This window comes from Ramlibacter sp. (genome assembly GCF_036676645.1).
GTDB lineage: Bacteria > Pseudomonadota > Gammaproteobacteria > Burkholderiales > Burkholderiaceae_C > Ramlibacter.
The window spans coordinates 79,069-104,419 of sequence record NZ_JAKFCM010000033.1 but is presented as its reverse complement, the minus strand read 5'-3'; the positions used below and the strand labels follow the sequence as shown (position 1 = coordinate 104,419).

The 25,351-nt window shown below is 70.9% G+C and carries 28 protein-coding genes and 1 riboswitch; of the genes, 12 read left to right on the top strand and 16 right to left on the bottom strand.

Translation table 11 applies throughout. The annotated features are described in order from the left end of the window. Positions 1-53 precede the first annotated feature (53 nt). Positions 54-1,124, top strand: coding sequence for a non-homologous end-joining DNA ligase (gene ligD / locus V6M57_RS06395; RefSeq protein WP_332814156.1), 1,071 nt, complete (start codon positions 54-56; stop codon positions 1,122-1,124). On the opposite strand, the gene V6M57_RS06390 is transcribed toward ligD, so the two are convergent. Both V6M57_RS06390 and V6M57_RS06385 read right to left on the bottom strand, forming a co-directional pair. Beyond that, positions 1,102-1,545, bottom strand: coding sequence for a YeeE/YedE family protein (locus V6M57_RS06390; RefSeq protein WP_332814171.1), 444 nt, complete (start codon positions 1,543-1,545; stop codon positions 1,102-1,104). The two genes, ligD and V6M57_RS06390, sit on opposite strands and share 23 nt — an antisense overlap. Before the next feature lie 11 nt (positions 1,546-1,556). Continuing rightward, positions 1,557-1,991, bottom strand: a complete 435-nt coding sequence (locus tag V6M57_RS06385; RefSeq protein WP_332814155.1) for a YeeE/YedE family protein — start codon at positions 1,989-1,991, stop codon at positions 1,557-1,559. Positions 1,992-2,081: 90 nt separating this feature from the next. Between V6M57_RS06385 and V6M57_RS06380 the strand changes: the two genes are divergently transcribed. Next, positions 2,082-2,942: an MBL fold metallo-hydrolase gene (locus tag V6M57_RS06380; protein ID WP_332814154.1), complete on the top strand. Its 861-nt coding sequence runs from the start codon at positions 2,082-2,084 to the stop codon at positions 2,940-2,942. Here V6M57_RS06380 and V6M57_RS06375 read toward each other — a convergent pair. The 11 genes from V6M57_RS06375 to V6M57_RS06325 form a co-directional block, all read right to left on the bottom strand. After that, positions 2,929-3,969, bottom strand: a complete 1,041-nt coding sequence (locus tag V6M57_RS06375) for an ATP-dependent DNA ligase (RefSeq protein WP_332814153.1) — start codon at positions 3,967-3,969, stop codon at positions 2,929-2,931. The genes V6M57_RS06380 and V6M57_RS06375 overlap by 14 nt on opposite strands. Positions 3,970-4,086: 117 nt before the next feature. Then, positions 4,087-4,737 carry a hypothetical protein gene (locus V6M57_RS06370; protein ID WP_332814152.1) on the bottom strand — a complete coding sequence of 217 codons (651 nt, stop codon included), beginning with the start codon at positions 4,735-4,737 and terminating at the stop codon, positions 4,087-4,089. Beyond that, positions 4,730-5,419 (bottom strand): nickel pincer cofactor biosynthesis protein LarB, encoded by a 690-nt coding sequence (larB, locus tag V6M57_RS06365; RefSeq protein WP_332814151.1) that lies wholly within the window; start codon positions 5,417-5,419, stop codon positions 4,730-4,732. The genes V6M57_RS06370 and larB overlap by 8 nt, the downstream gene beginning before the upstream one ends. Then, a complete protein-coding gene (locus tag V6M57_RS06360; RefSeq protein WP_332814150.1) occupies positions 5,397-6,233 on the bottom strand; it encodes a hypothetical protein in 837 nt (278 codons plus the stop codon). Before V6M57_RS06360 ends, larB begins: the two co-directional genes overlap by 23 nt. After that, a complete protein-coding gene (locus tag V6M57_RS06355) occupies positions 6,230-7,450 on the bottom strand; it encodes a LarC family nickel insertion protein (protein ID WP_332814149.1) in 1,221 nt (406 codons plus the stop codon). Before V6M57_RS06355 ends, V6M57_RS06360 begins: the two co-directional genes overlap by 4 nt. 17 nt (positions 7,451-7,467) lie before the next feature. Continuing rightward, positions 7,468-8,382 (bottom strand): SMP-30/gluconolactonase/LRE family protein, encoded by a 915-nt coding sequence (locus V6M57_RS06350; RefSeq protein WP_332814148.1) that lies wholly within the window; start codon positions 8,380-8,382, stop codon positions 7,468-7,470. A 14-nt stretch (positions 8,383-8,396) separates the two neighbouring features. Further along, positions 8,397-9,215, bottom strand: coding sequence for an NAD-dependent epimerase/dehydratase family protein (locus V6M57_RS06345; RefSeq protein WP_332814147.1), 819 nt, complete (start codon positions 9,213-9,215; stop codon positions 8,397-8,399). Next, positions 9,212-10,933: an IlvD/Edd family dehydratase gene (locus V6M57_RS06340; protein ID WP_332814146.1), complete on the bottom strand. Its 1,722-nt coding sequence runs from the start codon at positions 10,931-10,933 to the stop codon at positions 9,212-9,214. Before V6M57_RS06340 ends, V6M57_RS06345 begins: the two co-directional genes overlap by 4 nt. A 66-nt stretch (positions 10,934-10,999) precedes the next feature. Next, entirely contained in the window at positions 11,000-12,346 is a 1,347-nt protein-coding gene (locus V6M57_RS06335) for a hypothetical protein (RefSeq protein WP_332814145.1), read from the bottom strand. Further along, positions 12,343-13,314: a Bug family tripartite tricarboxylate transporter substrate binding protein gene (locus tag V6M57_RS06330; RefSeq protein WP_332814144.1), complete on the bottom strand. Its 972-nt coding sequence runs from the start codon at positions 13,312-13,314 to the stop codon at positions 12,343-12,345. The genes V6M57_RS06335 and V6M57_RS06330 overlap by 4 nt, the downstream gene beginning before the upstream one ends. A gap of 101 nt (positions 13,315-13,415) precedes the next feature. Then, positions 13,416-13,838: a carboxymuconolactone decarboxylase family protein gene (locus V6M57_RS06325; RefSeq protein WP_332814143.1), complete on the bottom strand. Its 423-nt coding sequence runs from the start codon at positions 13,836-13,838 to the stop codon at positions 13,416-13,418. A gap of 234 nt (positions 13,839-14,072) precedes the next feature. Here V6M57_RS06325 and V6M57_RS06320 point away from each other — a divergent pair, with 234 nt between their 5' ends. From V6M57_RS06320 to V6M57_RS06300, 5 genes are all read left to right on the top strand, one after another. Further along, the gene (locus V6M57_RS06320; protein ID WP_332814142.1) at positions 14,073-14,768 is read left to right on the top strand and encodes a FadR/GntR family transcriptional regulator; all 696 of its coding nucleotides are present in this window, start codon (positions 14,073-14,075) and stop codon (positions 14,766-14,768) included. A 217-nt stretch (positions 14,769-14,985) separates the two neighbouring features. After that, positions 14,986-15,055: riboswitch (S-adenosyl-L-homocysteine riboswitch) on the top strand. Between the two features lie 61 nt (positions 15,056-15,116). Continuing rightward, complete coding sequence (gene ahcY / locus V6M57_RS06315; protein ID WP_332814141.1) at positions 15,117-16,553, top strand: adenosylhomocysteinase; 1,437 nt, start codon at positions 15,117-15,119, stop codon at positions 16,551-16,553. Between the two features lie 167 nt (positions 16,554-16,720). Next, positions 16,721-17,485 carry a TlyA family RNA methyltransferase gene (locus V6M57_RS06310; protein ID WP_332814140.1) on the top strand — a complete coding sequence of 255 codons (765 nt, stop codon included), beginning with the start codon at positions 16,721-16,723 and terminating at the stop codon, positions 17,483-17,485. Positions 17,486-17,728: 243 nt separating this feature from the next. Then, a complete protein-coding gene (metF, locus tag V6M57_RS06305; RefSeq protein ID WP_332814139.1) occupies positions 17,729-18,556 on the top strand; it encodes a methylenetetrahydrofolate reductase [NAD(P)H] in 828 nt (275 codons plus the stop codon). Positions 18,557-18,558: 2 nt separating this feature from the next. Next, positions 18,559-18,996 (top strand): septal ring lytic transglycosylase RlpA family protein, encoded by a 438-nt coding sequence (locus tag V6M57_RS06300; RefSeq protein ID WP_442968786.1) that lies wholly within the window; start codon positions 18,559-18,561, stop codon positions 18,994-18,996. Positions 18,997-19,016: 20 nt separating this feature from the next. Here V6M57_RS06300 and V6M57_RS06295 read toward each other — a convergent pair whose 3' ends face one another. Beyond that, on the bottom strand, positions 19,017-19,931 hold the full coding sequence (locus tag V6M57_RS06295; protein WP_332814138.1) for a 23S rRNA (adenine(2030)-N(6))-methyltransferase RlmJ: 915 nt from the start codon (positions 19,929-19,931) through the stop codon (positions 19,017-19,019). A gap of 209 nt (positions 19,932-20,140) precedes the next feature. On the opposite strand from V6M57_RS06295, the gene rplM reads away from it, so the two are divergent. From rplM to erpA, 5 genes are all read left to right on the top strand, one after another. Beyond that, the gene (gene rplM / locus V6M57_RS06290) at positions 20,141-20,569 is read left to right on the top strand and encodes a 50S ribosomal protein L13 (protein ID WP_332814137.1); all 429 of its coding nucleotides are present in this window, start codon (positions 20,141-20,143) and stop codon (positions 20,567-20,569) included. A gap of 10 nt (positions 20,570-20,579) precedes the next feature. Beyond that, positions 20,580-20,972 carry a 30S ribosomal protein S9 gene (rpsI, locus tag V6M57_RS06285; protein ID WP_332814136.1) on the top strand — a complete coding sequence of 131 codons (393 nt, stop codon included), beginning with the start codon at positions 20,580-20,582 and terminating at the stop codon, positions 20,970-20,972. A 217-nt stretch (positions 20,973-21,189) separates the two neighbouring features. After that, positions 21,190-21,900, top strand: a complete 711-nt coding sequence (locus V6M57_RS06280; RefSeq protein ID WP_332814135.1) for a DUF6776 family protein — start codon at positions 21,190-21,192, stop codon at positions 21,898-21,900. A gap of 36 nt (positions 21,901-21,936) precedes the next feature. Next, on the top strand, positions 21,937-22,332 hold the full coding sequence (locus V6M57_RS06275; RefSeq protein WP_332814134.1) for a bactofilin family protein: 396 nt from the start codon (positions 21,937-21,939) through the stop codon (positions 22,330-22,332). A 56-nt stretch (positions 22,333-22,388) separates the two neighbouring features. Beyond that, positions 22,389-22,754: an iron-sulfur cluster insertion protein ErpA gene (erpA, locus tag V6M57_RS06270; RefSeq protein WP_332814133.1), complete on the top strand. Its 366-nt coding sequence runs from the start codon at positions 22,389-22,391 to the stop codon at positions 22,752-22,754. Between the two features lie 10 nt (positions 22,755-22,764). On the opposite strand, the gene V6M57_RS06265 is transcribed toward erpA, so the two are convergent. Beyond that, a complete protein-coding gene (locus tag V6M57_RS06265; protein ID WP_332814132.1) occupies positions 22,765-23,871 on the bottom strand; it encodes an anhydro-N-acetylmuramic acid kinase in 1,107 nt (368 codons plus the stop codon). 27 nt (positions 23,872-23,898) lie between these two features. Continuing rightward, positions 23,899-25,257, bottom strand: coding sequence for a M23 family metallopeptidase (locus V6M57_RS06260; protein WP_332814131.1), 1,359 nt, complete (start codon positions 25,255-25,257; stop codon positions 23,899-23,901). Between the last annotated feature and the right edge of the window lie 94 nt (positions 25,258-25,351).

The window sequence follows — 25,351 nt, the reverse complement described above, 5'->3', positions numbered from 1 at the left end:
GCAAAGCGTTTCGGCGGGACCCGTATTGTCGCCGATGGGTCTATGGTGGGCGCATGGCTGCGGCATCTCCGGGCGCCGTGCTCGCCGCCGGCGGGCACGAAGTCACGATCAGCAATCCCGGCAAGCTGCTGTTCCCGCAGGCAGGGATCAGCAAGCTGGACCTCGTGCGCTACTACGTCGCCGTGGCCGAGGCGGCCTTGCGCGGCGCCGGTGGGCGACCCTGCGTGCTCAAGCGCTACCCCGACGGCATCGCCGGCGAATCCTTCTTCCAGAAGCGGGCGCCGGCCGGACGGCCCGACTGGGTGGAAGTGACCACCATCCGCTTTCCCTCCGGCCGCACGGCCGACGAGGTGGTGCCGCGCCATGCGGCCACGCTGGCCTGGATGGCCAACCTGGGTTGCATCGAGCTGCACCCGCACCCGGTGCGCGCCGAGGACCTGGAGCACCCCGACGAGCTGCGGGTGGACCTGGACCCGGTGCCGGGCGTCGAGTGGCCGCAGATCCGCCAGGTGGCGGCGCTCGCGCGCGAGGTGCTGCACGAGCACGGGCTGGCGGGCTGGCCCAAGACTTCCGGCTCGCGCGGCATCCATGTGCTGGTGCGGATCGAGCCGCGCTGGTCCTTCGACCAGGTCCGGCGCGCCGCGCTGGCGCTGGCGCGGGAGGTCGAGCGGCGCGCGCCAGACCTGGCGACGGCGCAGTGGTGGAAGGAGCAGCGCCACGGCGTGTTCGTCGACTACAACCAGAACGCCAAGGACCGCACCGTGGCCTCGGCCTATTCGGTGCGGCCGCGGCCGGACGCGCGGGTGTCCACGCCGGTGGACTGGGACGAGCTGCAGGCCTGCGACCCGGCGGACTTCACGCTGCGCACGGTGCCGGCGCGCTTGCAGGAGATCGGCGACCCGCATGCGGGCATCGACGAAGCGCCCGGATCACTGGACGCGCTGCTGGAGCTGTCGGCCCGGCAGGAGCGCGACGGGCAGGGCGACGCCCCCTGGCCGCCGCACTACCGCAAGCAGGCCGGCGAGCCGCCGCGGGCGCCGCCGTCCACGCGCAAGGCGCAACGGCAGCCGATCGCTGCTGCCGACCCGCGGCGACCGGGGCTCAGGAAGCAGGATCCGCGGTGAGTGCCCGGCCGCTGAGGCGGCCCAGCCAGTCGAAGCCCGCCATGCCCACCAGCATGGCCGCCACGAAGACCAGGGCCTTGCCGTGGCCCGCCGCCATCGCCACCAGCGCCGGGCCCGGGCAGAAGCCGGCCAGGCCCCAGCCCACGCCGAAGATCAGCGAGCCCAGCAGCAGCGGCCGGTCGATCTCGCGCGTGGCCGGCAGCTGGAAGGGTTGGCCCAGGACGCTGCGGGTGCGGCGGGCCGCCAGCGCGAACGCGAGGCAGCCAACCAGCACGGCGCCGCCCATCACGAAGGCGAGCGAGGGATCCCAGGCGCCGGCCAGGTCGAGGAAGCCCTGCACCTTGCCCGGGTCGGTCATGCCGGACAGCAGCAGGCCCCAGCCGAACAGCAGGCCGACGCCGAATTCGATCATGCGGTTCATGGTCCAGCCCTTCAAGCGTGGCGCAGCAGGTAGACCGTCACGAAGCCGGCGGCCATGAATGCCGCCGTGGCGGCCAGCGATCGCGGCGACAGGCGCGCAATGCCGCACACCCCGTGGCCGCTGGTGCAGCCCGAGCCGTAGCGGGTGCCGAAGCCGACCAGCAGCCCGGCCACCACCAGCGTGCCCAGGCCGGCATCGATGCGCGGCGCGGCCAGCAGGCCGGCCGGTGCCAGCAGCCAGAAGGTGGCCGGCGCGGCCGCCAGGCCCAGCAGGAAGGCGATGCGCCAGCCGGCATCGCCCGGCCGGGGCGCCAGCAGGCCGCCCAGGATGCCGCTGATGCCCAGCACCCGTCCGTTGAGCAGGATGAAGAGGGCGGCGGCGCCGCCGATCAGGAGGCCGCCGGCCAGCGACAGCCAGGGCGTGAAATGGAGCCAGTCGATCGTCATGTCGGTTTTTCTTCAAGCAGGCGCCGGCTGCTGGTACAAGGCATGCACCGCATCGCCGACGCCTGCCAACTTAACCGAAAACCTTCAACCATGACTGCCCTGGTGCATGCCGACTTCGACCCGTCCACCGGGACGGTGAGCTACGTGGTGCACGAGGGCCCCGGCTCGGCCTGCGCCATCGTCGATCCGGTGCTGGACTACGACCCGAAATCGGGCCGCACCTCCACCGCTTCGGCCGACCGGCTGGTCGCATTCGTGCAGGGCCAGGGCCTGCACGTCGAGTGGATCCTGGAAACCCACGCACATGCCGACCACCTGACGGCGACCGCGTACCTCAAGGGCAGGCTCGGCGGCCGGACCGCCATCGGCGAACGCATCGCCACGGTGCAGGGCGTGTTCAAGTCCCTCTTCAACCTGGAGCCCGGTTTCCGCCCCGACGGTTCGCAGTTCGACCGCCTGCTGGCCGACGGCGACGAGCTGCGGGTCGGCCGGCTGGTGGGCCAGGTGCTGCACGTGCCGGGCCACACGCCGGCCGACGTCGCCTACCGCTTCGGCGATGCGGTGTTCGTCGGCGACACGCTGTTCATGCCCGACGCCGGTACCGCCCGCTGCGACTTTCCCGGCGGCAATGCGGCCACGCTCTACGCCTCGATCCGCCGCCTGCTGGACCTGCCGCCGGCCACGCGCCTGTTCATGTGCCACGACTACCCGCCGCAGGGGCGTGGCCCGGCCTGGGAGACCACGGTGGCCGAGCAGCGGGCCGGCAACATCCACGTGCACGACGGCATTTCCGAAGACGGGTTCGTGGCCATGCGGACGGCGCGCGACGCGACCCTGGGGATGCCCACGCTGATCCTGCCCGCCGTGCAGGTCAACATCCGGGCCGGCGAGCTGCCGCCGAAGGAGGCGAACGGCGTCGCCTACCTGAAGATCCCGGTCAACGCGCTGTGAGGACCTGGGCCAGCTCGAAGGGCGTGGCCACCTCCAGCTGGTCGTACCGGCACTCCTGTGGCGGCTTGTCCGGCCGCCAGCGCAGGAAGGTGGTGGCATGCCGGAAGCGGTCGCCCTGCAGGTGGTCGTACTTCACCTCGCACACGCGCTCGGGCCGCAGCGGCTCCCAGCCCAGGTCCTTGCCGCCGCTCCAGCGGCTCTTCGCACCGGGCATGCGGTCGGCATCGCCGGCGGCGGCCTGGGCCCAGTCGCGCCAGGGGTGGCCCTCCATCGCGTTCTCGCGCAGCGGCGCCAGCTCCTGCGCCAGTTGCCGCCGCATGTCCAGGGTGAAGGAGGAGGTCACGCCCGCGTGCTGCAGGATTCCCGCATCGTCGAACAGGCCGAGCAGCAGCGAACCGATGGCGTCGCCGGTGTCCTTGTACCAGCGAAAGCCCGCCACCACGCAATCGGCGGTGCGGGCGTGCTTGATCTTGAACATCGCCCGCCGGGCCGGCTGGTAGGGTGCGTTGGCCGGCTTGGCGATCACGCCGTCCAGCCCGGCGCCCTCGAAGCGCTGCAGCCAGTCCTGCGCCTGTTCGCGATCGGTGGTCACCGGGGTCAGGTACAGCGGCGGCCGGGCCGAACCGAGCAGCCGCTCCAGCCGCGTGCGGCGCTCCTGCTGGGGCAGTTCCAGGATCGACTTGCCGCCCGCGGCCAGCAGGTCGAAGGCGACGAAGCCGGCCGGCGTCTCCTTGGCCAGGCGGGCGATGCGCGAGGCGGCCGGGTGGATGCGCTGCTGCAGCGCGTCGAAGTCCAGCCCATCCGGACCGGCGACCACGACCTCGCCGTCCAGGATGCAGCCCTTGGGCAACTGCTCGGCCAGCACCTTCTCCAGCTCGGGGAAGTAACGGTTCAATGGCTTGAGATCGCGGCTCTGGATGCGCACGCCGTCGCCGTCGCGGAACACGATCGCGCGGAAGCCGTCCCACTTGGGCTCGAACAGGAAGCCCTCGCCAGCCGGCAGCTCGTCGGCGATCCTGGCGAGCATGGGTTCGATGGGGGCGGAGAAGAGTGGAGGAGCGGACATGGGGCTTTGTACCTGAAGCAGCACTCTGCAGTGGCTGCCGGCGGGCGCTTCCGGCCCTACGGGCCCGCTGCAGGGACCCTAGCCGGCCAGCAAGGGCCGGATCGAGTCGGCGAGCCAGTACGCGCCGACCGACAGCGAGAGGACTCCCAGGCTGGCCTGAAACAGGTGCGCCTGGTGTTCGCTGCGCGACCGGCAGCACGCGTGGAAACGATGCACGCCGGAGCAGAAAAGCAGCATCGCGCCGGTGCTGCCGAGCACGAACCCGGACAGGACCCGGGCCGGTCGCATCGGATCGGCCACTGCCAGCCCCAGAAGCAGCGGAGCCAGCGTGCCGGCCCCGGCCAAGCCGTGCATGAATCCGAAAACGGCAGGCAGCGGCCTGGACGAGGCGGGATCCAGGGTGGCATGCAGGCCACCCGCTGCGCGCGCGTGCGGGTGCCGGCGCCGCTGGCGCCACAGATGCTGCAGGCCGACGCTGGCCAGCAGCGCACCCCCGGCGGCCTCGGCTGCCCAGCCGCCGGCCGCCGCGCGCGCCGCCAGCGGCGGGCCGGCGAGCAACAGGGACAGCGGCAGCACCGTCCCGGCGGCGTGGGCCAGTGCCCAGCGCAGCGCGGGCGCCCACGGCCTTCGGGCCGCCGCTGCAGCGGCCGGCGCGAGCGCCGCCAGGTGGTCGGCGCCGAGCCAGACGTGCAGCAGCCCGGCGAGCAGGCCCGCGGCCAGTTCACCCATGCGGGCGCGCCCGCGCGGTTGCGGCCGCGGTCACGGCAGGCAGGATGCGAAGCATGGCGCAGGCCGCCCCGTAGCCGTTGTCGATATTGACCACCGTCAGCCCGGGCGCGCAGCTGGCCAGCGCGGACTCGAGCGCGACCCGGCCGCCGCCCGAGACGCCGTAGCCGACCGAGGTGGGGACGGCAACGATCGGCAGTGGCAGCAGGCCGCCCAGCACGGTGGGCAGCGCGCCCTCCATGCCGGCGACGACGATCAGGCCGTTCGCGCCGGACAGTTCGCCCAGCCGGGACATCAGCCGCCACAGGCCGGCCACGCCCACGTCGTGCAGCTCCGTGGCTGCCTGGCCGTGGTAGAGGAGGGTGCGGGCCGCTTCGCGCGCCACCGGAAGGTCGGAGCTGCCGGCGGTCACGATCGCCACCCGGCCGCCGTTGCGGCGCGGCATCACGGGGCCGATGATTCCGGTGCGCGACACCGGGTCGTAGTCCATGGCACCGGCCAGCTGCGCATCGATGGCGGCGAACTGGCCGGCGGCCAGGCGGGTGAACAGCCGCCCGCTGCCGCTGGCGGCGGCCTGGCGCGCGATGGCGAGCAGCTGGTCGTCCGACTTGGTCTGCGAGAACACGGCCTCGTCGATGCCGATCCGCTCGCGGCGGTCGTCGTCAAGCAGGACGTCGTTGCGCATGCGTGTCCCGCAGGAAGGCGCTGCCGCGGCGGTACGGCGCGATCGTGACGGGGCCTTCGAAGGCGGAGCCGGAGAAAACGGCGCGCGCATGCGCCAGGGCGTCGGCCGACTGCTGCGGCGAGAGCTGGGCGAGCTCGGCCTCGTCCAGTTCCAGCACGATGCCGCGGGCACGGTAGCGGCAGCGCACGGTCCCCACATTCAGCAACTGGCGCAGCCCGGCTTCCGTCCGCTGCACCAGCCCGAGCAGTTCGGGCAACACCGGGATGCCGGTCTCGACGCGGCTGGACAGGCAAGGCGAAGCCGGCAGCTCGGCGATCTCGCCGAGCCCGAGCGCGGCAGCCATGGCGCGAATGTCGCCCTTGCGCAGGCCGGCCTCGACGAAGGGGTGCTGCACCCCGGCCTGGCTGGCGGCGATCAGCCCGGGCCGGTAGTCGGACAGGTCGTCGCGATTGGTGCCCGAGAGAATCTGCGCGCCCGCCCCGACATGGCGCCGGATGGTCGAGTACAGGGACTCCTTGCAGAAGAAGCAGCGGTTCACCGGGTTGCTGAGGTAGTCATCCCGACTGAACTCCCCGGCGTCGATCAGCTCCAGCGCCCACGCTTCCGAGGCCGCCAGCGCCTTGACGCGCCCGGTTGCCTCGGGCGGGACGGCGGGGGACACGGCGTGGTACATGGTGGCGCGACGGCCGAGCGTGCTGGCGGCGACGGTCGCCAGCGTCATGCTGTCGACGCCCCCGCTGACCGCGACGGCGACCGCCGGGTGCCGCAGCAGGATGTCCTGGAGCCGGTCGATCGAACGCAGTGCCTGGGTCATTCGCAGTCCTTCTCGAGTGCAAGCTGCTCGGCCTGGCGCCGGGCCTGCTCGCGGTTTGCATGGCCGGTCATGGCGGCCAGGTCGTCCATCTCGGCCTTGGCCGTGGCGGCGCCGCCGGGGCGGCTGGCCAGCTTCACGCGCACCCGACGGTCGCCGGCCACTTCCACCTGATGGCGCCCGAGCGTGCGCCGCTGGACGTGGGACAGCCGGATGCCGAGCGTCGTGGTCTCGGCAAAGCAGGCGCTGCAGACCTCATCCAGCGCCCAGGCCTGCAGCAGCAGCTGCAGCTGGACGGCCATGCGGCCCTTTTTCGCGAACAGCGGAGCCTGGTAGATCTCCAGCACGCCGGGCACCGCGCGCAGGTGCTCGATGGCGACGGCCAGGTCCTCCGGCGACTGGTCGTCGATCTCGAACTGGAGCGACGCGATCGGCCCGGGTTGCGGCGCCTGCTGCGCCGGCTCGAACACGAGGCAGCGCACGATGTTGGGGAGGCCCGGCAGGAGCCGGGTGCCGTGCCCGGTGCCGCTGCCGCGCAGGACCTCGGCATCGGGTGTTGCGTCCGGCGCTCCGCGCCCGAGATCCAGCAGGTACCGCAGGATGGTGGCGCCGGTGGGGGTCACCCGCTCGCCCGGGACGCCGTCGTCGATCACACGCAGCCCCTCCAGCAGGCGGGCGGTGGCCGGCGCCGGGACGGGCAGGATGCCATGCGCACAGCGGACCCGGCCGCCGCCCAGCGGCAGCGGCGACCAGCTCCAGCGCGCGTCGCCGGCGGCATCGAGGAGGAACGCCGCCGCCACGAAGTCGCAGACCGAATCCCAGCCGCCGACCTCGTGGAACGCCACCTGGCCGGGATCGATGCCGTGGACCGCGGCTTCGGCCCGGGCCAGCACCGCGAACAGCCCCAGCGCATGCTGCCGGACCCCGGCGGGCAGCGGGCTCGCCTGCAGCCAGTCGCGGATCGCCGCGTGCGGCCGGTGCGCGTGCGCGCGGCCCGGCTGCGGCAGTTCCTGCGCGCCTTCGACGACGAAGCGCAGGCCCTTCAAGCCGCCGGCACGGCTCTCGTCGAACCGGGCCGACACGCCATCGGGCAGCCCCAGCCCGCGCAGCATGGCGAGCAGCGGAAGGGCGAGCGCGGGCCTGGCATCGACGACCGCTGCCGCGAACATGTCGCCCGCGAAGCCGCCGATCGGGTCCAGGTGGATTCTGCGCGCGGGCATGGCGGGGCGGCCTTTCCTCAGCTGTGGGAGAACGGCCGCAGGCCGGCCACCGGCAGCTGGGCGCGCAGCACGCTGCCGCTCTCCGCCTCGGTGATGTAGAGGTCGCGGCGCTGGGGCCCGCCGAAGGCGATGTTGGTGGTCGAGCGCCCCAGCGGCGAGCGGACCCGGAACAGGGGCTCGCCCTGCGCATCGAAGATCCAGATGCTGCCCAGCCCGATGTGCGCGACGGCGAGGCCGCCGTCCTCGGTCAAGGCGATGCCGTCGGGGCCGACGCCGCCGGACAGCTGGACGAACACGCCAGCCTTGTGCGGCCGGCCGTCCTGCATCAGCGGCACGCGCCAGACCGCGTTGGCGCGGGTGGCCGCCACGAACACCGTGGCGCCGTCGGCCGACACCGCCACGCCGTTCGGACTGGGGATGTTGTCCAGCAGGCGCTCGAGCGCTCCGGCCGTCGTGCACCGGTACAGGCAGCCGCTCGGGTCGTCCAGGCCGCTCTGGCCCTGGTCGGTGAAGTAGAGCGTTCCATCGGGGGCGAAGGCCAGGTCGTTGAGGCCCTTGAAGCGCTCGTGGCGGAAGCCCTCGAACAGGCAGTGCACCGTGCCCGACCGCGGGTCGAGCTGCATCAGCCCGCGGCTGTTGTCGGCGATGAAGATGCGGCCGTCGCGATGGATCCGCAGCCCGTTGGGCTCGCCCCCGTACTCGGCCACGACCTCCCACTCGGCCGCGGCCGAGAGGCGGAACACCCGGCCGTACGGGATGTCGACGAGGTAGAGACGCCCCTCGCGGTCGAACGCCGGGCCTTCCAGCAGCGAGTGGCGCTGCGCGCCGCGCAGGTGGTCGCGCAGCCAGGGTGCGGCCTGCCCGGTGCGGTGCAGCCGCTGCGGCAACGCCGCGAACACCTCGGCGGGGATGTCGATCGGCGCAGCGAACATGGTGCCGCCCGCCTTCAGTCGACCCGGCCGGGGTCGCCGGCGAACTCCTGGCTGCAGAAGTGCCCGCCGTGGAACAGCTCGCCCACGTCGCCGGCGGCCGGGCGGTGCCGGTCGAACTCGGCGGCGAACGCCTCGGCGTTGTCCTCGGGCCGGAAGCCGATGCGGTCGGCGGCCGGATTGAGCCACCAGCCGCGGTCGTTGCCGGACACGCCGTACACCACTTCGTAGTGCAAGCCGGGCGCTTCCAGCGCGCGGGCCACCAGCTGCACCGTGTCGCGCGGGCTGATCCAGGTGCTGAGCATGCGCGCATCCAGCGGCTGGGGCCGGAACGAGCCGATGCGCAGGCAGACCGATTGCAGCCCGAACTTGTCGGCGTAGAAGCGGGCGATCATCTCGCCGCAGGCCTTGCTCAGCCCGTAACGGGTGTCGGGCCGCATCGGCGCCCGGTGATCCACCTTCCGGGTGCGCCGGTAGAAGCCCACCACATGGTTGGAACTGGCGAACACCACGCGCCGCACGCCATTGATCCGGGCCGCTTCGTAGAGGTGGTAGGTGCCCAGCAGGTTGGCGGCGTGGATGTCCTCCCAGGCCGCTTCTTCCGGAATCCCGCCCAGGTGGACGACGGCGTCGCAGTCGCGCGTGGCCTGCACCACCTCGTCGAACTGGCCGAGCTCGGCGCGCACGTGCTCCTCGCCCGGGCGCAGGCGGCCCAGCTCGACCCGGTCGCTCAGCCGCAGCACGCCGTAGCGGCCCGCCAGGCCGTCGCGCAGGACACGGCCGATCGCCCCGGCCGCGCCGGTGACCAGCACCCGGTGCATCCCGGCGGCGCTCATGCCCGGGGTACCGTGTGGGTGGCCGGCGGCACCAGGAAGTCGAAGTCGCAGCCGTCGCCGGCCTGCATCACCGCCTTGGCGAACAGGGCGCCGTAGCCGCGCTCGGGCACGGGCGCGGCGCGCGGAGTGCCTTCGGCCCGGCGCCGGGCCAGTTCGGCGTCGTCCACCAGCAACTCGAGCTGGCGGCCGGGGACATCCAGGCGGATCCGGTCGCCATTGCGCACCAGGCCCAGCGGGCCGCCGATGGCGGACTCGGGCGTGACGTGCACCACGATGGTCCCGAAGGCGGTGCCGCTCATGCGCGCGTCGGACAGCCGCACCATGTCCTTGACGCCCTGCACCGCCAGCTTCTTCGGGATCGGCAGGTAGCCGGCTTCGGGCATGCCCGGCGCGCCCCGGGGGCCGCCGCCCTGCAGCACCAGCACGTCGTCGGCGGTCACGTCCAGGTCGGGATCGTCGATGCGCCGCGCCAGGTCCTCCAGCGAGCTGAACACGACGGCGCGCCCGGTGTGCTGCATCAGCTCCTGCGAGCAGGCCGACTGCTTGATGATGGCGCCGGTCGGCGCCAGGTTGCCCCACAGCACCGCCATCCCTCCCTGCGGGTAGAGCGGCTCGGCCAGCGGCCGCACCACGTGCTGCTTCCAGGCGGGCGCGGCGGCCTCCAGGTTCTCGCCCAGGGTGCGCCCGTTGATCGTCATCACGTCCAGGTGCAGCAGCGGCTTGAGCTCCCGCAGCACGGCCGTCAGCCCGCCGGCCTTGTAGAGATCCTCCATGAAGTGCTCGCCGGAGGGGCGCAGGTCCAGCAGCATCGGGGTCTCGCGCGACAGGCGGTCGAAGCCGCGCAGGTCGATCCGGATGCCCAGCCGCCCGGCGATGGCGGCCAGGTGGATGATCGCGTTGGTGGAGCCGCCGATGGCCAGCAGCACGCGCATCGCGTTCTCGAATGCCTTCGGCGTCATGATCTGCGCCGGCGTCACGCCGGACGCGGCCAGGCGCACCGCTTGCGTGCCGGTCTGCTCGGCGTGCAGCAAGCGGGCGGCGTAGACCGACGGGATCGCGGCGCCGCCCGGCAGCATCATCCCCAGCGTTTCGGCGATGCACGCCATCGAGCTGGCGGTGCCCATCACCATGCAGGTGCCCGCGGTGGGGGCCAGCTCGTTGGAGACGGCGGCGATCTCGGCCTGGTCGATCTCCTCGGCGCGGTAGCGGCCCCAGAACCGGCGGCAGTCGGTGCAGGCGCCCAGCCGCTCGCCGCGGTGGGAGCCCGCCAGCATCGGCCCCGACACCACCTGGATCGCCGGGACGCCGGCGCTGGCGGCGCCCATCAGGAGCGCGGGGACGGTCTTGTCGCAGCCGCCGATCAGCACAACGGCGTCCATCGGCTGCGCCCGGATCAGCTCCTCGGTGTCCATCGCCATCATGTTGCGCAGGTACATCGAGTTGGGGCTGATGAAGCTCTCCTGCAGCGACATCACCGGGAACGGAACCGGCAGGCCGCCGGCCTGCGTGATGCCGCGGCTGATCGCCTCGATGATGTCGGGCACCATCCGGTGGCAGGCATTGAACCCGCTGGAGGTGTCGGTGATGCCGATGACGGGCCGGTCGACCGCCTCGTCCGAATACCCCATCGATCGCAGGAAGACCTTGCGCAGGAACACCGAGAAGCCGGTGTCTCCGTAGTTCGCCAGGTTCTTCTTCATTCCTTTGGGTTGGCTCATTGGGTCTTGACTCCTTGGTTTGTCAGTCTGTTCGTGCGGCGCTGCGTGCGCAAGGCGCGGGCGGCGTCAGCGGCATCGGGTCAGCAGCGTGCCGCCCGGGCTGAATTCGATCGGCAAGGGCGGTCCGGCGTCGGCCAGCCTGGCGTCATCCGCATGCGCCTGCAGCAGGGCCGGCGAGACCAGGATCTCGTCCAGGTGCAGCGTGGAGTGGATGAAGCACACGCGGGCGGCGTCCGTGCCGGCGGCCCACGAGGTGGCGACCGCGGCGCTCACCGCATCCTTCTCGGTCGGCAGCGCGATCGGGATGCGCGCCTTCTCGCACAGCGTCGAGGTCAGCGAATTCATGTAGATGGTGCGCAGGTCGAGCCCGCGCACCACGTCGACCGTGGTGAAGTCGGCCAGCCCGATGCCCAGCCCGTTGCCGTGCGAGCGTGGCGAGACGCCGAGCACGGCGATCTTCGACACCAGGAGGCGGGTCGGGTTGGGGACCCCCCGGATGTCGGCGCGCCCGGTGACCGCGTGGTCCATGCCGGCGCCGCTGATGTCCTTGCCGATCATCTCCACCACCAGCGCGTCGATCGTCTCGAACGGCAGGCGCGCCAGCAGCGACTTGGCGAACTCGAGCAGGCGCGCATCGGCCTGGAAGAAGGCTTGCGGCTCCACGCCTTCGATGGCCACCAGCTGCTTGGCGGCGTCCTCCACCAGGGCGATGCCAACGGCGATGGGCGCCTTCTCCAGCGCGATCCGCGCGAGCGCGGGCAGCACCTGCGACAGACCCGCCGGCCCGAGCCGGTGCACGTTCCTGGCGCCCTGCTCCTTGCCCAGGCCGACCGCCACCATCTTGACCAGCCCGCTTTCGTTCGGCCGGTCGAAGGTGGTGTGCGACTTCACCCGGTTGATGACGACGATGCCGGCGGCGCCGGCGGCATGCGCATCGAAATGGCAGTCGATGCCTTCCGGGGTGCGGCCGTACACCACCGTGTCCATGGTCGCCCGCACCGGCGCGCCGGTCTGTTCGTGCGTGATCCCCAGGCTCGCCAGCAGCGCCGCCTGGCCCTCGGCCGTGGCGCCTCCGTGGCTGCCCATCGCGGGAACGATGAAGGGCTCCAGCCTGCGCGAGCGCAGGAATTGGATGGTGGCGCGCACCACGGGCACGATACCGCTGATCCCCCGGCTGCCCACCGCGACGGCGACTTCGCTGCCGGCCGGCAGCGCCTGCAGCCGCCGCGAGCTGCGCAAGGCCCCGGCCACCGCCGCTTCGACCGAGGCGATCGGCTCGGCCTTCGGATGGGACAGCCGCACGCGGTGCATCGGCGGCAGCTGCACGCGCGACAGGTGGGGGAACTGCAGGATCGGCCAGGCCGGGCTGTTGGCCGCCGGAGCCGGTGGAGCCGCGACGCTCGAGTCGGTCATTCAGGCTGCATTCCCGATGCTTTGACGATCTCGGCCCACTTGGCGGTTTCCCCGGCGGCGAAGGCCCGCAGCTCTTGCGGCGAGCTGTAGGCCGGGACGATGCCGGCGCGATGCAGCACCGCCACGATCTCCGGATCGTCCAGCGCCTTCTTGAAGGCCAGGTTGAGTTTCTCGATCACCGCCGCCGGCGTCTTGGCCGGTACGAAGGCGGCCAGCCAGGCGTCGAGCTCGTAGTTCGCCACGCCGGCTTCCTTCATGGTCGGCAGTTCCGGAGCGAGTGGCGAGCGCACGGCTCCGCCGAGGGCGAGCGCCCGGGCCCGGCCGGCGCGCGCCTGCGGCATCGTCACCGTGAGGTCCGAGATCACCAGCGAGAGCTGCCCGGAAACGAGACCCAGCACCGCCTCCGGGTTGCTCTTGTAGGGCACGTGCAGCATGTCGATGCCGGTGCGGATGCGCAGCAGCTCGCCGGCGATGCGCGACGAACTGGCGCCGCTGCCGAAGGTCACCTTGCCCGGGTTGGCCTTGGCATAGGCGATGAACTCCTTCACGTTCTGCGCCGGCACCGAGGGGTGCACGATCATCGCCAGCGAGAGCGTGGCCAGCTTGGCGACCGGCTCGAAGTCGGCGACCGGGTCGTAGCTGAGCTTCTTGTACATGCTGGCGTTGGCCGCGTGGGTCGTGGTCGAGGTCACGAACACCGTGTGGCCGTCCGGGGCCGCCTTGGCGGCCTTGGCGGCGGCGATCTGCCCCTGGGCCCCCGGCACGTTCTCCACCACCACCGGCAGGCCGAACTGGGTGGAGAGGTGCCGGGCCGCGGCGCGCGCGAACGTATCGGTCGAGCTGCCGGCGGAGAACGGGATGATGAATTTCAGCGGTTCGTGGGGGAAGGGCGCCTGTGCGGGCGCGGCCAGCGGCAGCAAGGACGAGCAGGCCAGCAGCAGGCACTTCAGGTAGCGTGCAGGAGTCATGGGAAATCCTTTCATGGCGCGCAAGAGGAGCGGAAGGGGGGGTGGGGCGGCAGCGGCCGCGGCGGATGGCGGCAGGGTCGTTCCAGCGGGACGGCGGCGGGTCAGGCCGGCTTCACCGGCGTGACGCGGTGCAGGCCGGAGAGGTCGATGTTCTCCTCGGCCAGCACCTTCTTGGCGATCGAGAACGCCTCGACGGCGGCCGGGACGCCGCAGTACACGGCCACCTGCATCAGGACCTCGCGCAACTCCTCCAGCGGAACCTTGTTGCGCAGCAGCGCGGCCCGGAAGTGGATCTCGAATTCGCGGTTGCGGCCCAGCGCCGCGAGCATGCCGAGGTTCAGGATGCTGCGTTTCTGGCGACTGAGGATCCCGCGGCCCCAGGCGGCCCCCCAGCAGTACTCGGAGACGAATTCGTGGAATTCGTCGTCGAAGGCGTTGCGCGCCTCCACGGTGCGGTTGTAATGCTCCGAGCCGAGTACTTCCTCCCGGATGCGAACGCCTGTTTGAAACGTGTGGTCGAGCATATGTCTCCTGATTGTGAGTGGATTGTTAGAACAAATTTGTCCTTGCTTTGCGGAGGTCTGGCCCTCTGGCGGCTCCAGGTACTTGGAGAAATCGCGGCCAGAGTATGAGGCTCAATCAGACATTTCGGAAACAAATTTGTAAACTTCGGACGAGCACAGGGTCTCTTTCCAGCCGGAAGGGGGTCACCTGCCGTGGACAATCGGGCTCGACAAAGGGGTCAACCTACTCAGCGCATGCAACAACGGCCATCAGGGAAACTCAGCGACCGCGTCTACGAGCACATCCTCGAGCGGCTGGTGTCGGGGGCGTTTCCGGTCGGCGCGAGGATTCCGACCGAACTCGAACTGGGGCAGCGGCTGGGCGTGTCCCGACCGGTCGTTCGCGATGCGCTGCAGCGGATGCGGGACGAGGGCCTGCTGGTCTCCAGGCAGGGGTCGGGGACCGTCGTCCTGCGCCGGCCGGACAGTGCCATCGCGACGTTCGCGCCCATCAGCAGCATCGCGGACGTGCAGCGCTGCTTCGTCTTCCGCTACGCGGTCGAAGGCGAGGCGGCGGCCCTCGCTGCGCGGCAGCAGGACCGGGAGGCGATCGCGCGGATCGCGGCAGGCTTGAAGGCGCTGGAGGCCGCCACCACCGCCGGCCGGCCGGCCGAAGCCGAGGACTTCGAGTTCCATCACGCCATTGCCGACGCGACCGGCAATCACTTCTTCAGCGCGACGCTGGCCGGCATCCGCGAGCAGATCCTGGCCGGCATCCACATCAACCGGGGCCTGTCCCTGATACGCCCCAGGCAGCGGGTGGCCACCGTGATGAAGGAGCACGAGGCGATCTACAACGCCATTGCCTCGGCGGACGAGTCCAAGGCGCGGCAGGCCATGCACAGGCACATCGAGAACGCGCGGCGGCGGGTCTTCGAAGGCGGCATCTAGGGTCTGCACCTTCCACCCGAACGGCTACGAGGCGCCGGTCAGCGGGCGGGTCCAGCGATCTTGCCCACCCCGCCAGGCGCTGCGCCTCCTTCCGACTCATCAATCCTTCTGCGCCCCCCAGGCGAATCCAGGGGGCACTTCCGTTCGGGGCGAAGGGGCCATTACCGCTGGGGCCCGCACCCCAAGCCCGGCCGTGCCCCGCCCGTATAATCGCGCCCCATCCGAGGAGCGTTGCAGCACCGCACGGTGCGAGGCTCGGAACCTGCATGCAACGACGCTCACCCACTGGTCCTGTGCGGTGAGTTCCCCCAGGCCCGTGGTGAACCCAAACCAGCTTTTGGAGCACCCATGAACGCCGTTCTCAAGCCCACGACTGCGCAAGACTGCGTCATCGCCGACCTCTCGCTGGCCGGCTGGGGCCGCAAGGAAATCCGCATCGCCGAGACCGAGATGCCCGGCCTGATGGCGATCCGCGAGGAATTCGCCAAGGCCCGGCCGCTCGAGGGCGCGCGCATCACCGGCTCGCTGCACATGACGATCCAGACGGCGGTGCTGATCGAGACGCTGCAGGCGCTCGGCGCGAAGGTGCGCTGGGCCTCCTGCAACATCTTCTCGACCCAGGACCACGCGGCCGCCGCCATTGCCGCCGCCGGCACCCCGGTGTTCGCGGTCAAGGGCGAGACCCTGGCCGACTACTGGGACTACACCCACCGCATCTTCGACTTCGGCGCCAAGGGCAGCGAGGCCGAAGGCCCCAACATGATCCTGGACGACGGCGGCGACGCCACGCTGCTGATGCACCTGGGCAAGCGCGCCGAGAAGGATGCGTCGGTGCTGGCCAACCCCGGCAGCGAGGAAGAGCGCGTGCTGTTCGCCGCGATCAAGGCCAAGCTGGCCCAGGACCCGTCGTGGTACAGCCGCAAGAGCGCCCAGATCATCGGCGTGACCGAGGAGACCACCACCGGCGTGCATCGCCTGAAGGAGATGTCGGCCAAGGGCACGCTGATGTTCCGCGCGATCAACGTCAACGACTCGGTCACCAAGAGCAAGTTCGACAACCTGTACGGCTGCCGCGAGTCGCTGGTGGACGGCATCAAGCGCGCCACCGACGTGATGGTGGCCGGCAAGATCGCCGTGGTGGCCGGCTACGGCGACGTCGGCAAGGGCTCGGCCCAGGCGCTGCGCGCGCTGTCGGCCCAGGTGTGGGTGACCGAGATCGACCCGATCTGCGCGCTGCAGGCGGCGATGGAAGGCTACCGCGTGGTCACCATGGAGGACGCCGCCGACAAGGCGGACATCTTCGTCACCGCCACCGGCAACAAGTCGGTCATCACCTACGCCCACATGGCGAAGATGAAGGACCAGGCGATCGTCTGCAACATCGGCCACTTCGACAACGAGATCGACGTCGCCTCGCTGGAAGCGAAGTGCCAGTGGGAGGAGATCAAGCCGCAGGTCGACCACGTGATCTTCGAGGACGGCAAGCGCATCATCCTGCTGGCCAAGGGCCGGCTGGTGAACCTGGGCTGCGGCACCGGCCACCCCAGCTACGTGATGAGCTCCTCGTTCGCCAACCAGACCATTGCGCAGATCGAGCTGTTCACCCACCGCGATGCCTACGACGTGGGCAAGGTCTACGTGCTGCCCAAGCACCTGGACGAGAAGGTCGCGCGGCTGCAGCTCAGGAAGCTGGGTGCCCAGCTGACCGAGCTGTCGGAAGAACAGGCCGGCTACATCGGCGTCCCCAAGCAGGGGCCGTACAAGCCGGATACGTACCGGTACTGAGATGGCATGAGGCCCAACGCGCGCCGCGCAGGGGTGTCATTGCGGGCTTGACCCGCAATCCACCTCCCGGTCGTCGCATGCCGCGGGAGGCGGATGCCGGGTCGAACCCGGCATGACACCCCGGCGGTCCAGCCCGCAATGACAATGCCTCCGCTGCCCTGAGAGCCATGCGAGCCGACCAGCTCCTCGTCGAACGCGGCCTTGCCGTCACCCGCTCGCAGGCGCAGCGCCTGATCGCCGCCGGCATGCGCTGGCAGGACGCGCGCGGCTGGCACGACGTGGCCAAGAACGGCGACGAGGTGCCGCAGACCGCCGAGCTCGAGCTGGCCGACGACGCCGAGGCCCGCTACGTCTCGCGCGGCGGGATCAAGCTGGCGGGTGCGCTGCAAGCGGCGGGTATCGCTCCGCCCGGGTTGCGCTGCCTGGACGTGGGCCAGTCCACCGGCGGCTTCACCGATTGCCTGCTGCAGCATGGCGCCGCGCAGGTGGTGGGTGTCGACGTCGGCCACGGGCAGCTGCACCCCCGGCTGCGCGGCGACCCGCGCGTGAGCTGCATCGAGAAATGCAACGCCCGTGAACTGGACGCCGCCCGCCTGCGCGCCGCCGGCGTGGAGCCCGGCTTCGACCTCGTCGTCGGCGACCTGTCGTTCATCTCGCAGGCGCTGGTGCTGCCGGCCATCGCGCCGCTGCTGAAGCCGGGCGGCCGCCTGCTGATGCTGGTCAAGCCGCAGTTCGAGCTGCAGCCCGGCCAGCTGGGCAAGGGCGGCATCGTGCGCGATGCTTCGCTCTACGCCAGCGTCGAGCAGCGCATCCGCGCCGCCTGTACCGAATGCGGGCTTGCCGTGCAGCACTGGTTCGACAGCCCCATCCGCGGCGGCGACGGCAACCGCGAGTTCTTCATGTCCGCTTCGCTTCCGTCGAGCCCGCGATGACCTACCGCCATGTCGTCCCGGCGAACGCCGGGATCCACCTCCCGCCGTTCGCACTCAGCCGCGGGCTGAGTCGGCGGTCGGGTGATGGATTGCGGGTCAGGCCCGCAATGACACGCTGCCATGTCATCCCGGCGAACGCCGGGATCCATCTCCCGCCGCCCGCAGGCCGTCGCGGATCATGTGGGCAGGCGGGCCGTGGATTGCGGGTCCAGCCCGCCCTGACCTCTTGCTGAGGAAACCGACATGACCTTCCCGATCAGCCTCGAATTCTTCCCGCCCAAGACCGACGAAGGGGCCGCCAGGCTGCGCGCCGCGCGGCAGAAGCTGTACGCGCTCGAGCCCGAGTTCTGCTCGGTCACCTTCGGCGCCGGCGGCTCCACCCAGGAGGGCACGCTGCAGTCCGTGCGCGAGATCATGGCCGAGGGTGTCGCCGCGGCGCCGCACCTGTCGTGCATCGGCCAGACCCACGAGAGCATCCGCGAACGCCTGTCCGCCTACGCCGCCGCCGGCATCCGGCGCGTCGTCGCGCTGCGCGGCGACCTGCCCAGCGGCTACGGCCTGGGCGGCGAGTTCCGCTACGCCAGCGACCTGGTCGCCTTCATCCGCAGCGAGACCGGCCGCCAGTTCCGCATCGAGGTCGCCGCCTACCCGGAGGTGCATCCGCAGGCCCGGTCGCCGGAAGGCGACCTCACGGCCTTCATCGCCAAGGTGGAAGCGGGCGCCGACTCGGGCATCACGCAGTACTTCTTCAATGCGGACGCCTACCTGCGCTACGTCGAGGAACTGCGCAAGCGCGGCATCGACGTGCCGGTGGTGCCGGGGATCATGCCGATCACCAGCTCGACCCAGCTGCTGCGCTTCTCCGACGCGTGCGGCGCCGAGATCCCGCGCTGGATCCGGCTGCGCCTGCAGGGCTACGGCGACGACGGCGAGTCGATCAAGGCGTTCGGGCTGGACGTGGTCACGGCGCTGTGCGAGCGCCTGCGCCGCGAGGGCGCGCCGGGGCTGCACTTCTACACCATGAACCAGGCCAACGCCACGCTGGAGATCGGCCGGCGGCTGGGGCTGTGAGGATGCGGCTGCGCAGGGCCGCCCTGTTGCTGTCGGCGGCGGCCGTGCTGCAGGGCTGCGCCGTCCCATTCGGCACCGCGCCCGAGGCACAAGGGCCGGAACCCGGGTCCGAGACGGCCGCCCCGGCTGCGGGCGAGCCGTTCCAGCGGGGCGTCGCCTCCTGGTACGGCTTGTCCTTCCATGGGCGGCGCACCGCCAGCGGCGAGCGCTTCGACATGAACGCGCTGACCGCCGCCCATCCCACCCTGCCGTTCGGCACCCGGGTCAAGGTGCGCAGCCTGGTCAACGGACGCGAGGTGATCGTGAGGATCAACGACCGCGGGCCGTTCGCGCGCGGGCGCATCATCGACCTGAGCCATGCGGCCGCGCGGGCCATCGGCCTGCTGGGCCCCGGGGTCAAGCGGGTCGCGCTGACGCTGGTGGAGCCCGATCCGGGCTGAGTCCCCGAGGGGCGTGCGACTCAGGCGCCGCCGACTTCGATCGAATGGCCCTTGCCGCGTCCGCGGCCGAGCACCTGCAGCAGCTGCGGCAAGGCGGCCTCCAGCGCCGGCTTCAGGGTGTGCGGCGGGTTGACCAGGAACATGCCGCTGGCGGTGAGCCCCTGCCTCGCGTCGGCCGGCTCGCCCGGCGCGGCAGGCTTCTGGCCGATCGAGAAGGTCGCGTGCAGCCAGGGCTTGCGCAGCTGGCCGGCCAGGGTCCGGAGCTTGCGCGGCAGTTCGTGCGCTTCCGGCCGCGGGATGACCGGATACCAGACGGCGTAGGTGCCGGTGGCGAAGCGCTGCAGGCTGTCGCGCACCGTGGCCAGCACCTTGCCGTAGTCGCTCTTGATCTCGTAGCTGGGGTCGAGCAGTACCAGGGCCCGCCGCGAGGGCGGCGGCAACAGCGCCTTGAGCGCCTCGAAGCCGTCCTCGCGGGCAACGGAGACCTGCCGGCCGGCGCCCAGCTGGGCCACGTTGCCGGCCAATGCCTTGCTGTCGCTGGGGTGCAGCTCGAACAGCTTGAGCTTGTCGCGCACCTCGGTGCGCAGCAGTTTCTGCGCGATGAAGGGCGAGCCGGGATACACCCGCCAGTCGCCCGGCCGGTTGAAGCCCCGCACCATGTCCAGGTAGTCGGCCAGGGCGGGCACCAGTGCCTCGCCATCGATGCCGTTGTGAGTGCCCACTGCGTCGGCGAGCTTCAGGATGCCGTCCTGCGCCTCGCCCGAGGTCCCGGCGTAGTCGCCGTCCAGCCGGTACAGGCCGGCCCCGGCGTGCGTGTCCACCACCCACAACGGCGTCTCCTTGCCGGTCAGGTGCCGCAGCACGGCGATCAGCACCAGGTGCTTGAACACGTCGGCGTGGTTGCCGGCGTGGAAGGCGTGTCGGTAACTGAACATGCCCGCATCCTACCCGCCGGCCGCCCAGCCTTGCGGTAAGTGCTTGATCTGGCTTAGAATCTTGGGCTTTTCCGCAGCGCCTCAGTGGCCCCGCGACGGAAACGCAAGGCCCTGCGGGGCCCTGCGGCACCCACCTAAGAGGTTCCCGGCAGAGGAACACCGACCGTGGAAAAGGGCCCACCCAAGCCACCGACCTCGAGAGAGAACTCATGAAAACGTTCAGCGCCAAACCCGCTGACGTGACGCACGAGTGGTTTGTGATTGACGCCACCGACAAGGTGCTCGGGCGTGTTGCCAGCGAAGCAGCAGCCCGTTTGCGCGGCAAGCACAAGGCCATCTACACGCCTCACGTCGACACGGGCGACTACATCGTCGTCATCAATGCCAGCAAGCTCCGCGTCACCGGCGCGAAGGAACTGGACAAGATGTACTACCGCCACTCGGGCTATCCCGGCGGCATCTACGCCACCAGCTTCCGCGACATGCAGGCCAAGCACCCCGGCCGCGCGCTGGAGAAGGCCGTCAAGGGCATGCTGCCCAAGGGCCCGCTCGGCTACGCCATGATCAAGAAGCTCAAGGTGTACGGCGGCGCGGAGCATCCGCACAGCGCCCAGCAACCCAAGCCGCTGGAAATCTGAGGAGCCGACGATGATTGGTGAATGGAACAACGGCACCGGCCGCCGCAAGAGCAGCGTGGCCCGTGTCTTCCTCAAGAAGGGCAGCGGCAGGATCACGGTCAACGGCAAGGACATCGAACAGTTCTTCGGCCGCCAGACCTCGATCATGATCGCCAAGCAGCCGCTGGTGCTGACCGGCAACGTCGAGGCCTTCGACATCCAGGTCAACGTGCATGGCGGCGGCGAGTCCGGCCAGGCCGGCGCGGTGCGCCACGGCATCACCCGCGCGCTGATCGACTACGACGCGGCGCTCAAGCCGCAACTGTCGGCTGCGGGCTACGTCACGCGCGACGCCCGCGAGGTCGAGCGCAAGAAGGTCGGCCTGCACTCGGCCCGCCGCCGCAAGCAGTTCAGCAAGCGCTAAAGGACGCACCGAGAGATCGCTGCGCGAATTCTCGGTGCTCTCCAGTCAGTGCGGGCAGGGCCGGCAAAGCCGGATCCTGGCCGCGAAGGGGATCGCGCTGCATGCTATTCCGCGCGATCCGCGAGAGCGGCATCTATCAGATGCCGCTCCGTTACAAAGCCGCACAAGTGAGTCCTTGGGCGGCTTTTTCATTTGAGGCATGCTTCGCGCCTAGCTCATGCGTTGGAAGCTGCTTCGCCGCCGGCTCACCATCAGCGCCCCGCGGGTGGCGGTGCGCAGCGCCATGCCGTGGCCGCTGCGCTGGGTGGTGGCAGCGGTGGTGCTCGGCTTTTGTGGCGCCATCGGCCTGTGGGCATTCGAACTGGGCAAGGGCCTCGCCGGCCTCGACAAGGGGGCGAAGGAAGAGCTGGTCCAGCTGCGCGCCGAGGTCGACCGGCTGCGCCAGGAGCGGGACAAGGCCCAGTCCGTCTTCAATACCTCCAGCAGCCTGATCACCGCCGAGCGCGCGGCGCAGGAGCGCCTGGCTGCGCAGGTGCGGCAGCTGGAGGCCGAAAACCGCTCCTTGCGCGACGACCTGGGCTTCTTCGAGAAGCTCATGCCGGCCAGCGGCAACACCCTGGCGATCCGGGCCCTGCAGGCCGAGGTGCTGGGCGGTGCCCAGCTCAAGTGGCAGGTGCTGGTGATCCAGCCGGTGCGGAACGCGCCGGAATTCCGGGGCCAGCTCCAGCTCACCCTGGCCGGCACGCTCGACGGCAAGCCCTGGTCCATGGACCTGCCCGGCGGCGCCCAGGACCTGCGGTTCAGGCAATACCGCCGCCTGGAGGGAATGGTCGACCTGCCTGAACAGGCCGTGGTACAAAACGTCTCCGCCAAAGTGGTGGAAGGATCGGCCACCCGCGCGGTGCAGAGCATCAAGCTGGGGGCTTGAAGGACACACGAAGCACAACCCTCGAGGAGTCAAGGGATGTTCGGCAAGAAGGCCCAGCCACCGATCAAGAGCCTGATCGCGCACGGCAGCCGCGTGGAAGGCAACCTCAAGTTCACCGAGGGCCTGCGGGTCGACGGCGAGGTGGTCGGCGAGGTCCGCGCGCTGACCGACGAGCCCAGCATGCTGGTCATTTCCGAGGCGGCGGTGGTGCAGGGCGAGATCCACGCCGACCACGTCATCGTCAACGGCACGGTGCGCGGCCCCATCCACGCGCGGGAGCTGCTGGAACTGCAGCCCAAGGCCCACATCGAGGGCGACGTGTCCTACCGCACCCTTGAGATGCACCAGGGCGCCGTCATCTCCGGGCAGTTGAAGCCGCTCGCCATCGGCGAGGAAAAGCCCTTGCTCAAGCTGGCGGCAAACAACCAGTAGACGGGCGCCTGCGGGCGATCTGTCGTAGCATTCCCCCTGACCACCGGAAGCACCCCATGAGCGCCGCAAGCGAAACCGCCCAGACCGACATGCCCGATCCGCTCGTCTTCACCGACAGCGCCGCGGCCAAGGTGGCCGACCTCATCGCCGAGGAAGGCAACCCCGATCTCAAGCTGCGCGTGTTTGTGCAGGGCGGCGGTTGCTCGGGCTTCCAGTACGGCTTCACCTTCGACGAAGTGGCCAACGACGACGACACCGTGATGAGCAAGAACGGCGTTTCGCTGCTGATCGATGCGATGAGCTACCAGTACCTGGTCGGTGCCGAGATCGACTACAAGGAAGACCTGCAGGGCGCCCAGTTCGTGATCAAGAACCCCAACGCCAACAGCACCTGCGGCTGCGGCTCGAGCTTCTCCACTTGAGCCGGCGGCCCTACGCGGGCCAGATTCCCCCCAGCACACGGGCGCCTGCGGCGCCCGTGGTGCTTTCCAGGGCCAGCGGTTCGCGCCGCACCGCCTGGCGCGCCAGCCAGGCGAAGGCGGCCGCCTCCACCTGCAGCGGCGGCAGGCCGGCCTCGGCGCTGGACAACACCCGGGTGCCGGGCAGCAGCTCCTGCAGGCGGCGCATCAGGTGCGTGTTGAGCGCGCCGCCACCGCAGGCGATCAGGCGGGGCAGGCCGGCGGCATGCCGTTGCACGTCCCGCGCGCAGGCCGTGGCGGTGAGCTCCGCGAGGGTGGCCTGGACCTGCCGCGGATCGAGCGGGGGGCAGGCGCGCAGGCGCTGCGCCAGCCAGTCGGCATCGAACAGGTCGCGTCCGGTGCTCTTGGGCGGCGGCGCGGCGAAGAAGGGCTCGGCCAGCAGGGCGTGCAACAACGCTGCGTCGGGTTGCGCGCCGGCGGCCCAGGCGCCCCCGGCGTCGTAAGGCTGGCCGGTGTGGCGCAGGCACCAGGCGTCCATCAGCGCATTGCCCGGACCGCAGTCGAAGCCGAGCTGGGAGCCGTCGGCCCGCAGCACCGTCAGGTTGGACATGCCGCCGATGTTGAGCACGCCCACCGCTTCGCCGCGGCGCGCGAACAGCGCCCGGTGGAAGAACGGCGCCAGCGGCGCGCCCTGGCCGCCGGCCGCGACGTCGCGGCTGCGGAAATCGGCCACGACGTCGATCCCGGTCAGTTCGGCCAGCAGCGCCGGGTTGGCCAGCTGCACGGTGTAGCCCGTGCCGTCGAAGGCCTGCGGCCGGTGGCGCACGGTCTGGCCATGGGCGCCGATGGCACGCACACCGGTCGGTTGCACGCCCGAGCGGTGGAGCAGCTCACGGACCACGTGCGCGTAGACGCGCATGAGCGCATTGGCGGCCAGGTGGCTGCGGTGGATCTCGTCGGGCCCGCTGCGGTTGAGCGCAAGCAGTTCGGCCTTCAGGCCCGACTCGAAGGGCGCGCTCGCGTGGGCCAGCACGCGCAGGCCGCCGGCCAGGTCGGCCAGCACGCCGTCGACCCCGTCGAGCGAGGTCCCGGACATCAGGCCGATGTAGAGCTCGGGCATGCGGCGGGGCCGCCGCGCTCGCGGCGCCTACTCCGCGCTGGCGACGGTGGCGAGCGACGCCGCGGCGAGTTGCGCGCGCATGGAGCGCGCCAGCTTGTCGAAGGCCGGCCGTGCCGCCGCGCTGAGGGTGTAGGCCTGGCTGCGCCGGGCCACCTGGATCGGGTTCTGGTGCGCGCCATTGACGCGGAACTCGAAGTGCAGGTGCGGCCCGGTGGCCCAGCCGGTGGAGCCGACCGCGCCGATGCGCTGGCCCTGCTCGACGCCCTGCCGCGGCTTCACGAAGACGCGGCTGAGGTGCGCATACAAAGTCTGGTCGCTGGCGTTGTGCCTGACGATCACCACATTGCCGAAGCCGTTCTGCCAGCCGGCGAACTCCACGATGCCGTCGCCCACCGTGCGCACCGGCGTGCCGGTGGGCGCGCCGTAGTCGACGCCGAGGTGGGCGCGCCACTTCTGCAGGATGGGGTGGAAGCGCATGGCGAAGCCGCTGGTCACGCGCGAGAACTGCATCGGCGAAGCCAGGTACGAGCTGGTCAGGCTCTTGCCGTCCAGCGTGAAGTAGCTGCCCTTGGTGCCCGCTTCCTGGAACCAGACCGCGTGGTGGTTCTTGCCGTCGTTGACGAATTCGACCGACAGCACGCGGCCGGTGCGCAGCGGCTCGCCGTCGGCTTCCAGCGCCTCGTAGACGACGCTGAAGCGGTCGCCCTTGCGCAGGCCACGGTGGAAGTCGATCTCGGCCGAGAAGATGTCGGCCACCTGCATGGCGACTTCGTCGGGGATGTGCGACTCGTCGACCGCGGCATACAGCGAGCTGCGGATGGTGCCGCTGCCCAGGCGGACGGCGGCCGTCAGCGGGGCGGCCTCGATCCGGCTGGCGAAGCGGCCGTCGGGGGCGCGCTCGACCACCAGCCGGCGGAACTGGCCGGAGTCGTCGGCCACCCAGCGCGCCGTCAGCCGGAACAGGCTGTGGGTTTCGCTGGCCTCGGCGCGCACCGCCCGGCCCGGGCGGCCCAGCATCTGGGTGCGCACGGTCGGATCCTGGCGCAGGTAGGCCGCGGCTTCGGGATCGCTGATGCCCAGCCGGCCCAGCAGCGATTCGACGGTGTCGCTGGGACGCACCATGTCGCTGCGATACAGGTTGAAGGCGTGCGCGTCCAGCGCCTCGGCCTGCTCGCTCAGGCCTTGCGGCTGCACCGCCTCCAGCACCTCCCGCACCGGCAGGCTGGCGGGATCGGGGCCGAACGACGCCACCGCGAAGGCACCGCCGCCGCCGCCCAGCAGGACGGCCGCGAGCAGCGCCGTCAGCTTGCGGGGGTGGTGTTCCAGCGTGCGCGCCGCTGCCGACAGGGCATTTTCAGCAGCGGTGATCCAGCCGTTCTTTTTCAATTCCTCGGATCCTTGTCAATCTGCCGGCCCGGCGCCGGCAGTGTGCCCCTTGTCCATGGGTGGGCGAAATGCCTCCTTCGGGCATCTCTTTAGA

Bases quoted from the DNA above. Each gene is read 5' to 3' on its own strand.
- V6M57_RS06335 (WP_332814145.1), bottom strand. From the start codon at position 12,346: ATGACCGACTCGAGCGTCGCGGCTCCACCGGCTCCGGCGGCCAACAGC.
- ahcY (WP_332814141.1), top strand. From the start codon at position 15,117: ATGAACGCCGTTCTCAAGCCCACGACTGCGCAAGACTGCGTCATCGCC.
- V6M57_RS06275 (WP_332814134.1), top strand. From the start codon at position 21,937: ATGTTCGGCAAGAAGGCCCAGCCACCGATCAAGAGCCTGATCGCGCAC.
- V6M57_RS06390 (WP_332814171.1), bottom strand. From the start codon at position 1,545: ATGAACCGCATGATCGAATTCGGCGTCGGCCTGCTGTTCGGCTGGGGC.
- V6M57_RS06310 (WP_332814140.1), top strand. From the start codon at position 16,721: ATGCGAGCCGACCAGCTCCTCGTCGAACGCGGCCTTGCCGTCACCCGC.
- V6M57_RS06340 (WP_332814146.1), bottom strand. From the start codon at position 10,933: ATGAGCCAACCCAAAGGAATGAAGAAGAACCTGGCGAACTACGGAGAC.
- erpA (WP_332814133.1), top strand. From the start codon at position 22,389: ATGAGCGCCGCAAGCGAAACCGCCCAGACCGACATGCCCGATCCGCTC.
- V6M57_RS06265 (WP_332814132.1), bottom strand. From the start codon at position 23,871: ATGCCCGAGCTCTACATCGGCCTGATGTCCGGGACCTCGCTCGACGGG.
- V6M57_RS06280 (WP_332814135.1), top strand. From the start codon at position 21,190: ATGCGTTGGAAGCTGCTTCGCCGCCGGCTCACCATCAGCGCCCCGCGG.
- V6M57_RS06375 (WP_332814153.1), bottom strand. From the start codon at position 3,969: ATGCTCGCCAGGATCGCCGACGAGCTGCCGGCTGGCGAGGGCTTCCTG.
- V6M57_RS06385 (WP_332814155.1), bottom strand. From the start codon at position 1,991: ATGACGATCGACTGGCTCCATTTCACGCCCTGGCTGTCGCTGGCCGGC.
- metF (WP_332814139.1), top strand. From the start codon at position 17,729: ATGACCTTCCCGATCAGCCTCGAATTCTTCCCGCCCAAGACCGACGAA.
- rpsI (WP_332814136.1), top strand. From the start codon at position 20,580: ATGATTGGTGAATGGAACAACGGCACCGGCCGCCGCAAGAGCAGCGTG.
- V6M57_RS06330 (WP_332814144.1), bottom strand. From the start codon at position 13,314: ATGACTCCTGCACGCTACCTGAAGTGCCTGCTGCTGGCCTGCTCGTCC.
- V6M57_RS06350 (WP_332814148.1), bottom strand. From the start codon at position 8,382: ATGTTCGCTGCGCCGATCGACATCCCCGCCGAGGTGTTCGCGGCGTTG.
- V6M57_RS06370 (WP_332814152.1), bottom strand. From the start codon at position 4,737: ATGGGTGAACTGGCCGCGGGCCTGCTCGCCGGGCTGCTGCACGTCTGG.
- rplM (WP_332814137.1), top strand. From the start codon at position 20,141: ATGAAAACGTTCAGCGCCAAACCCGCTGACGTGACGCACGAGTGGTTT.
- larB (WP_332814151.1), bottom strand. From the start codon at position 5,419: ATGCGCAACGACGTCCTGCTTGACGACGACCGCCGCGAGCGGATCGGC.
- V6M57_RS06295 (WP_332814138.1), bottom strand. From the start codon at position 19,931: ATGTTCAGTTACCGACACGCCTTCCACGCCGGCAACCACGCCGACGTG.
- V6M57_RS06345 (WP_332814147.1), bottom strand. From the start codon at position 9,215: ATGAGCGCCGCCGGGATGCACCGGGTGCTGGTCACCGGCGCGGCCGGG.
- V6M57_RS06300 (WP_442968786.1), top strand. From the start codon at position 18,559: ATGCGGCTGCGCAGGGCCGCCCTGTTGCTGTCGGCGGCGGCCGTGCTG.
- ligD (WP_332814156.1), top strand. From the start codon at position 54: ATGGCTGCGGCATCTCCGGGCGCCGTGCTCGCCGCCGGCGGGCACGAA.
- V6M57_RS06360 (WP_332814150.1), bottom strand. From the start codon at position 6,233: ATGACCCAGGCACTGCGTTCGATCGACCGGCTCCAGGACATCCTGCTG.
- V6M57_RS06320 (WP_332814142.1), top strand. From the start codon at position 14,073: ATGCAACAACGGCCATCAGGGAAACTCAGCGACCGCGTCTACGAGCAC.
- V6M57_RS06380 (WP_332814154.1), top strand. From the start codon at position 2,082: ATGACTGCCCTGGTGCATGCCGACTTCGACCCGTCCACCGGGACGGTG.
- V6M57_RS06325 (WP_332814143.1), bottom strand. From the start codon at position 13,838: ATGCTCGACCACACGTTTCAAACAGGCGTTCGCATCCGGGAGGAAGTA.
- V6M57_RS06355 (WP_332814149.1), bottom strand. From the start codon at position 7,450: ATGCCCGCGCGCAGAATCCACCTGGACCCGATCGGCGGCTTCGCGGGC.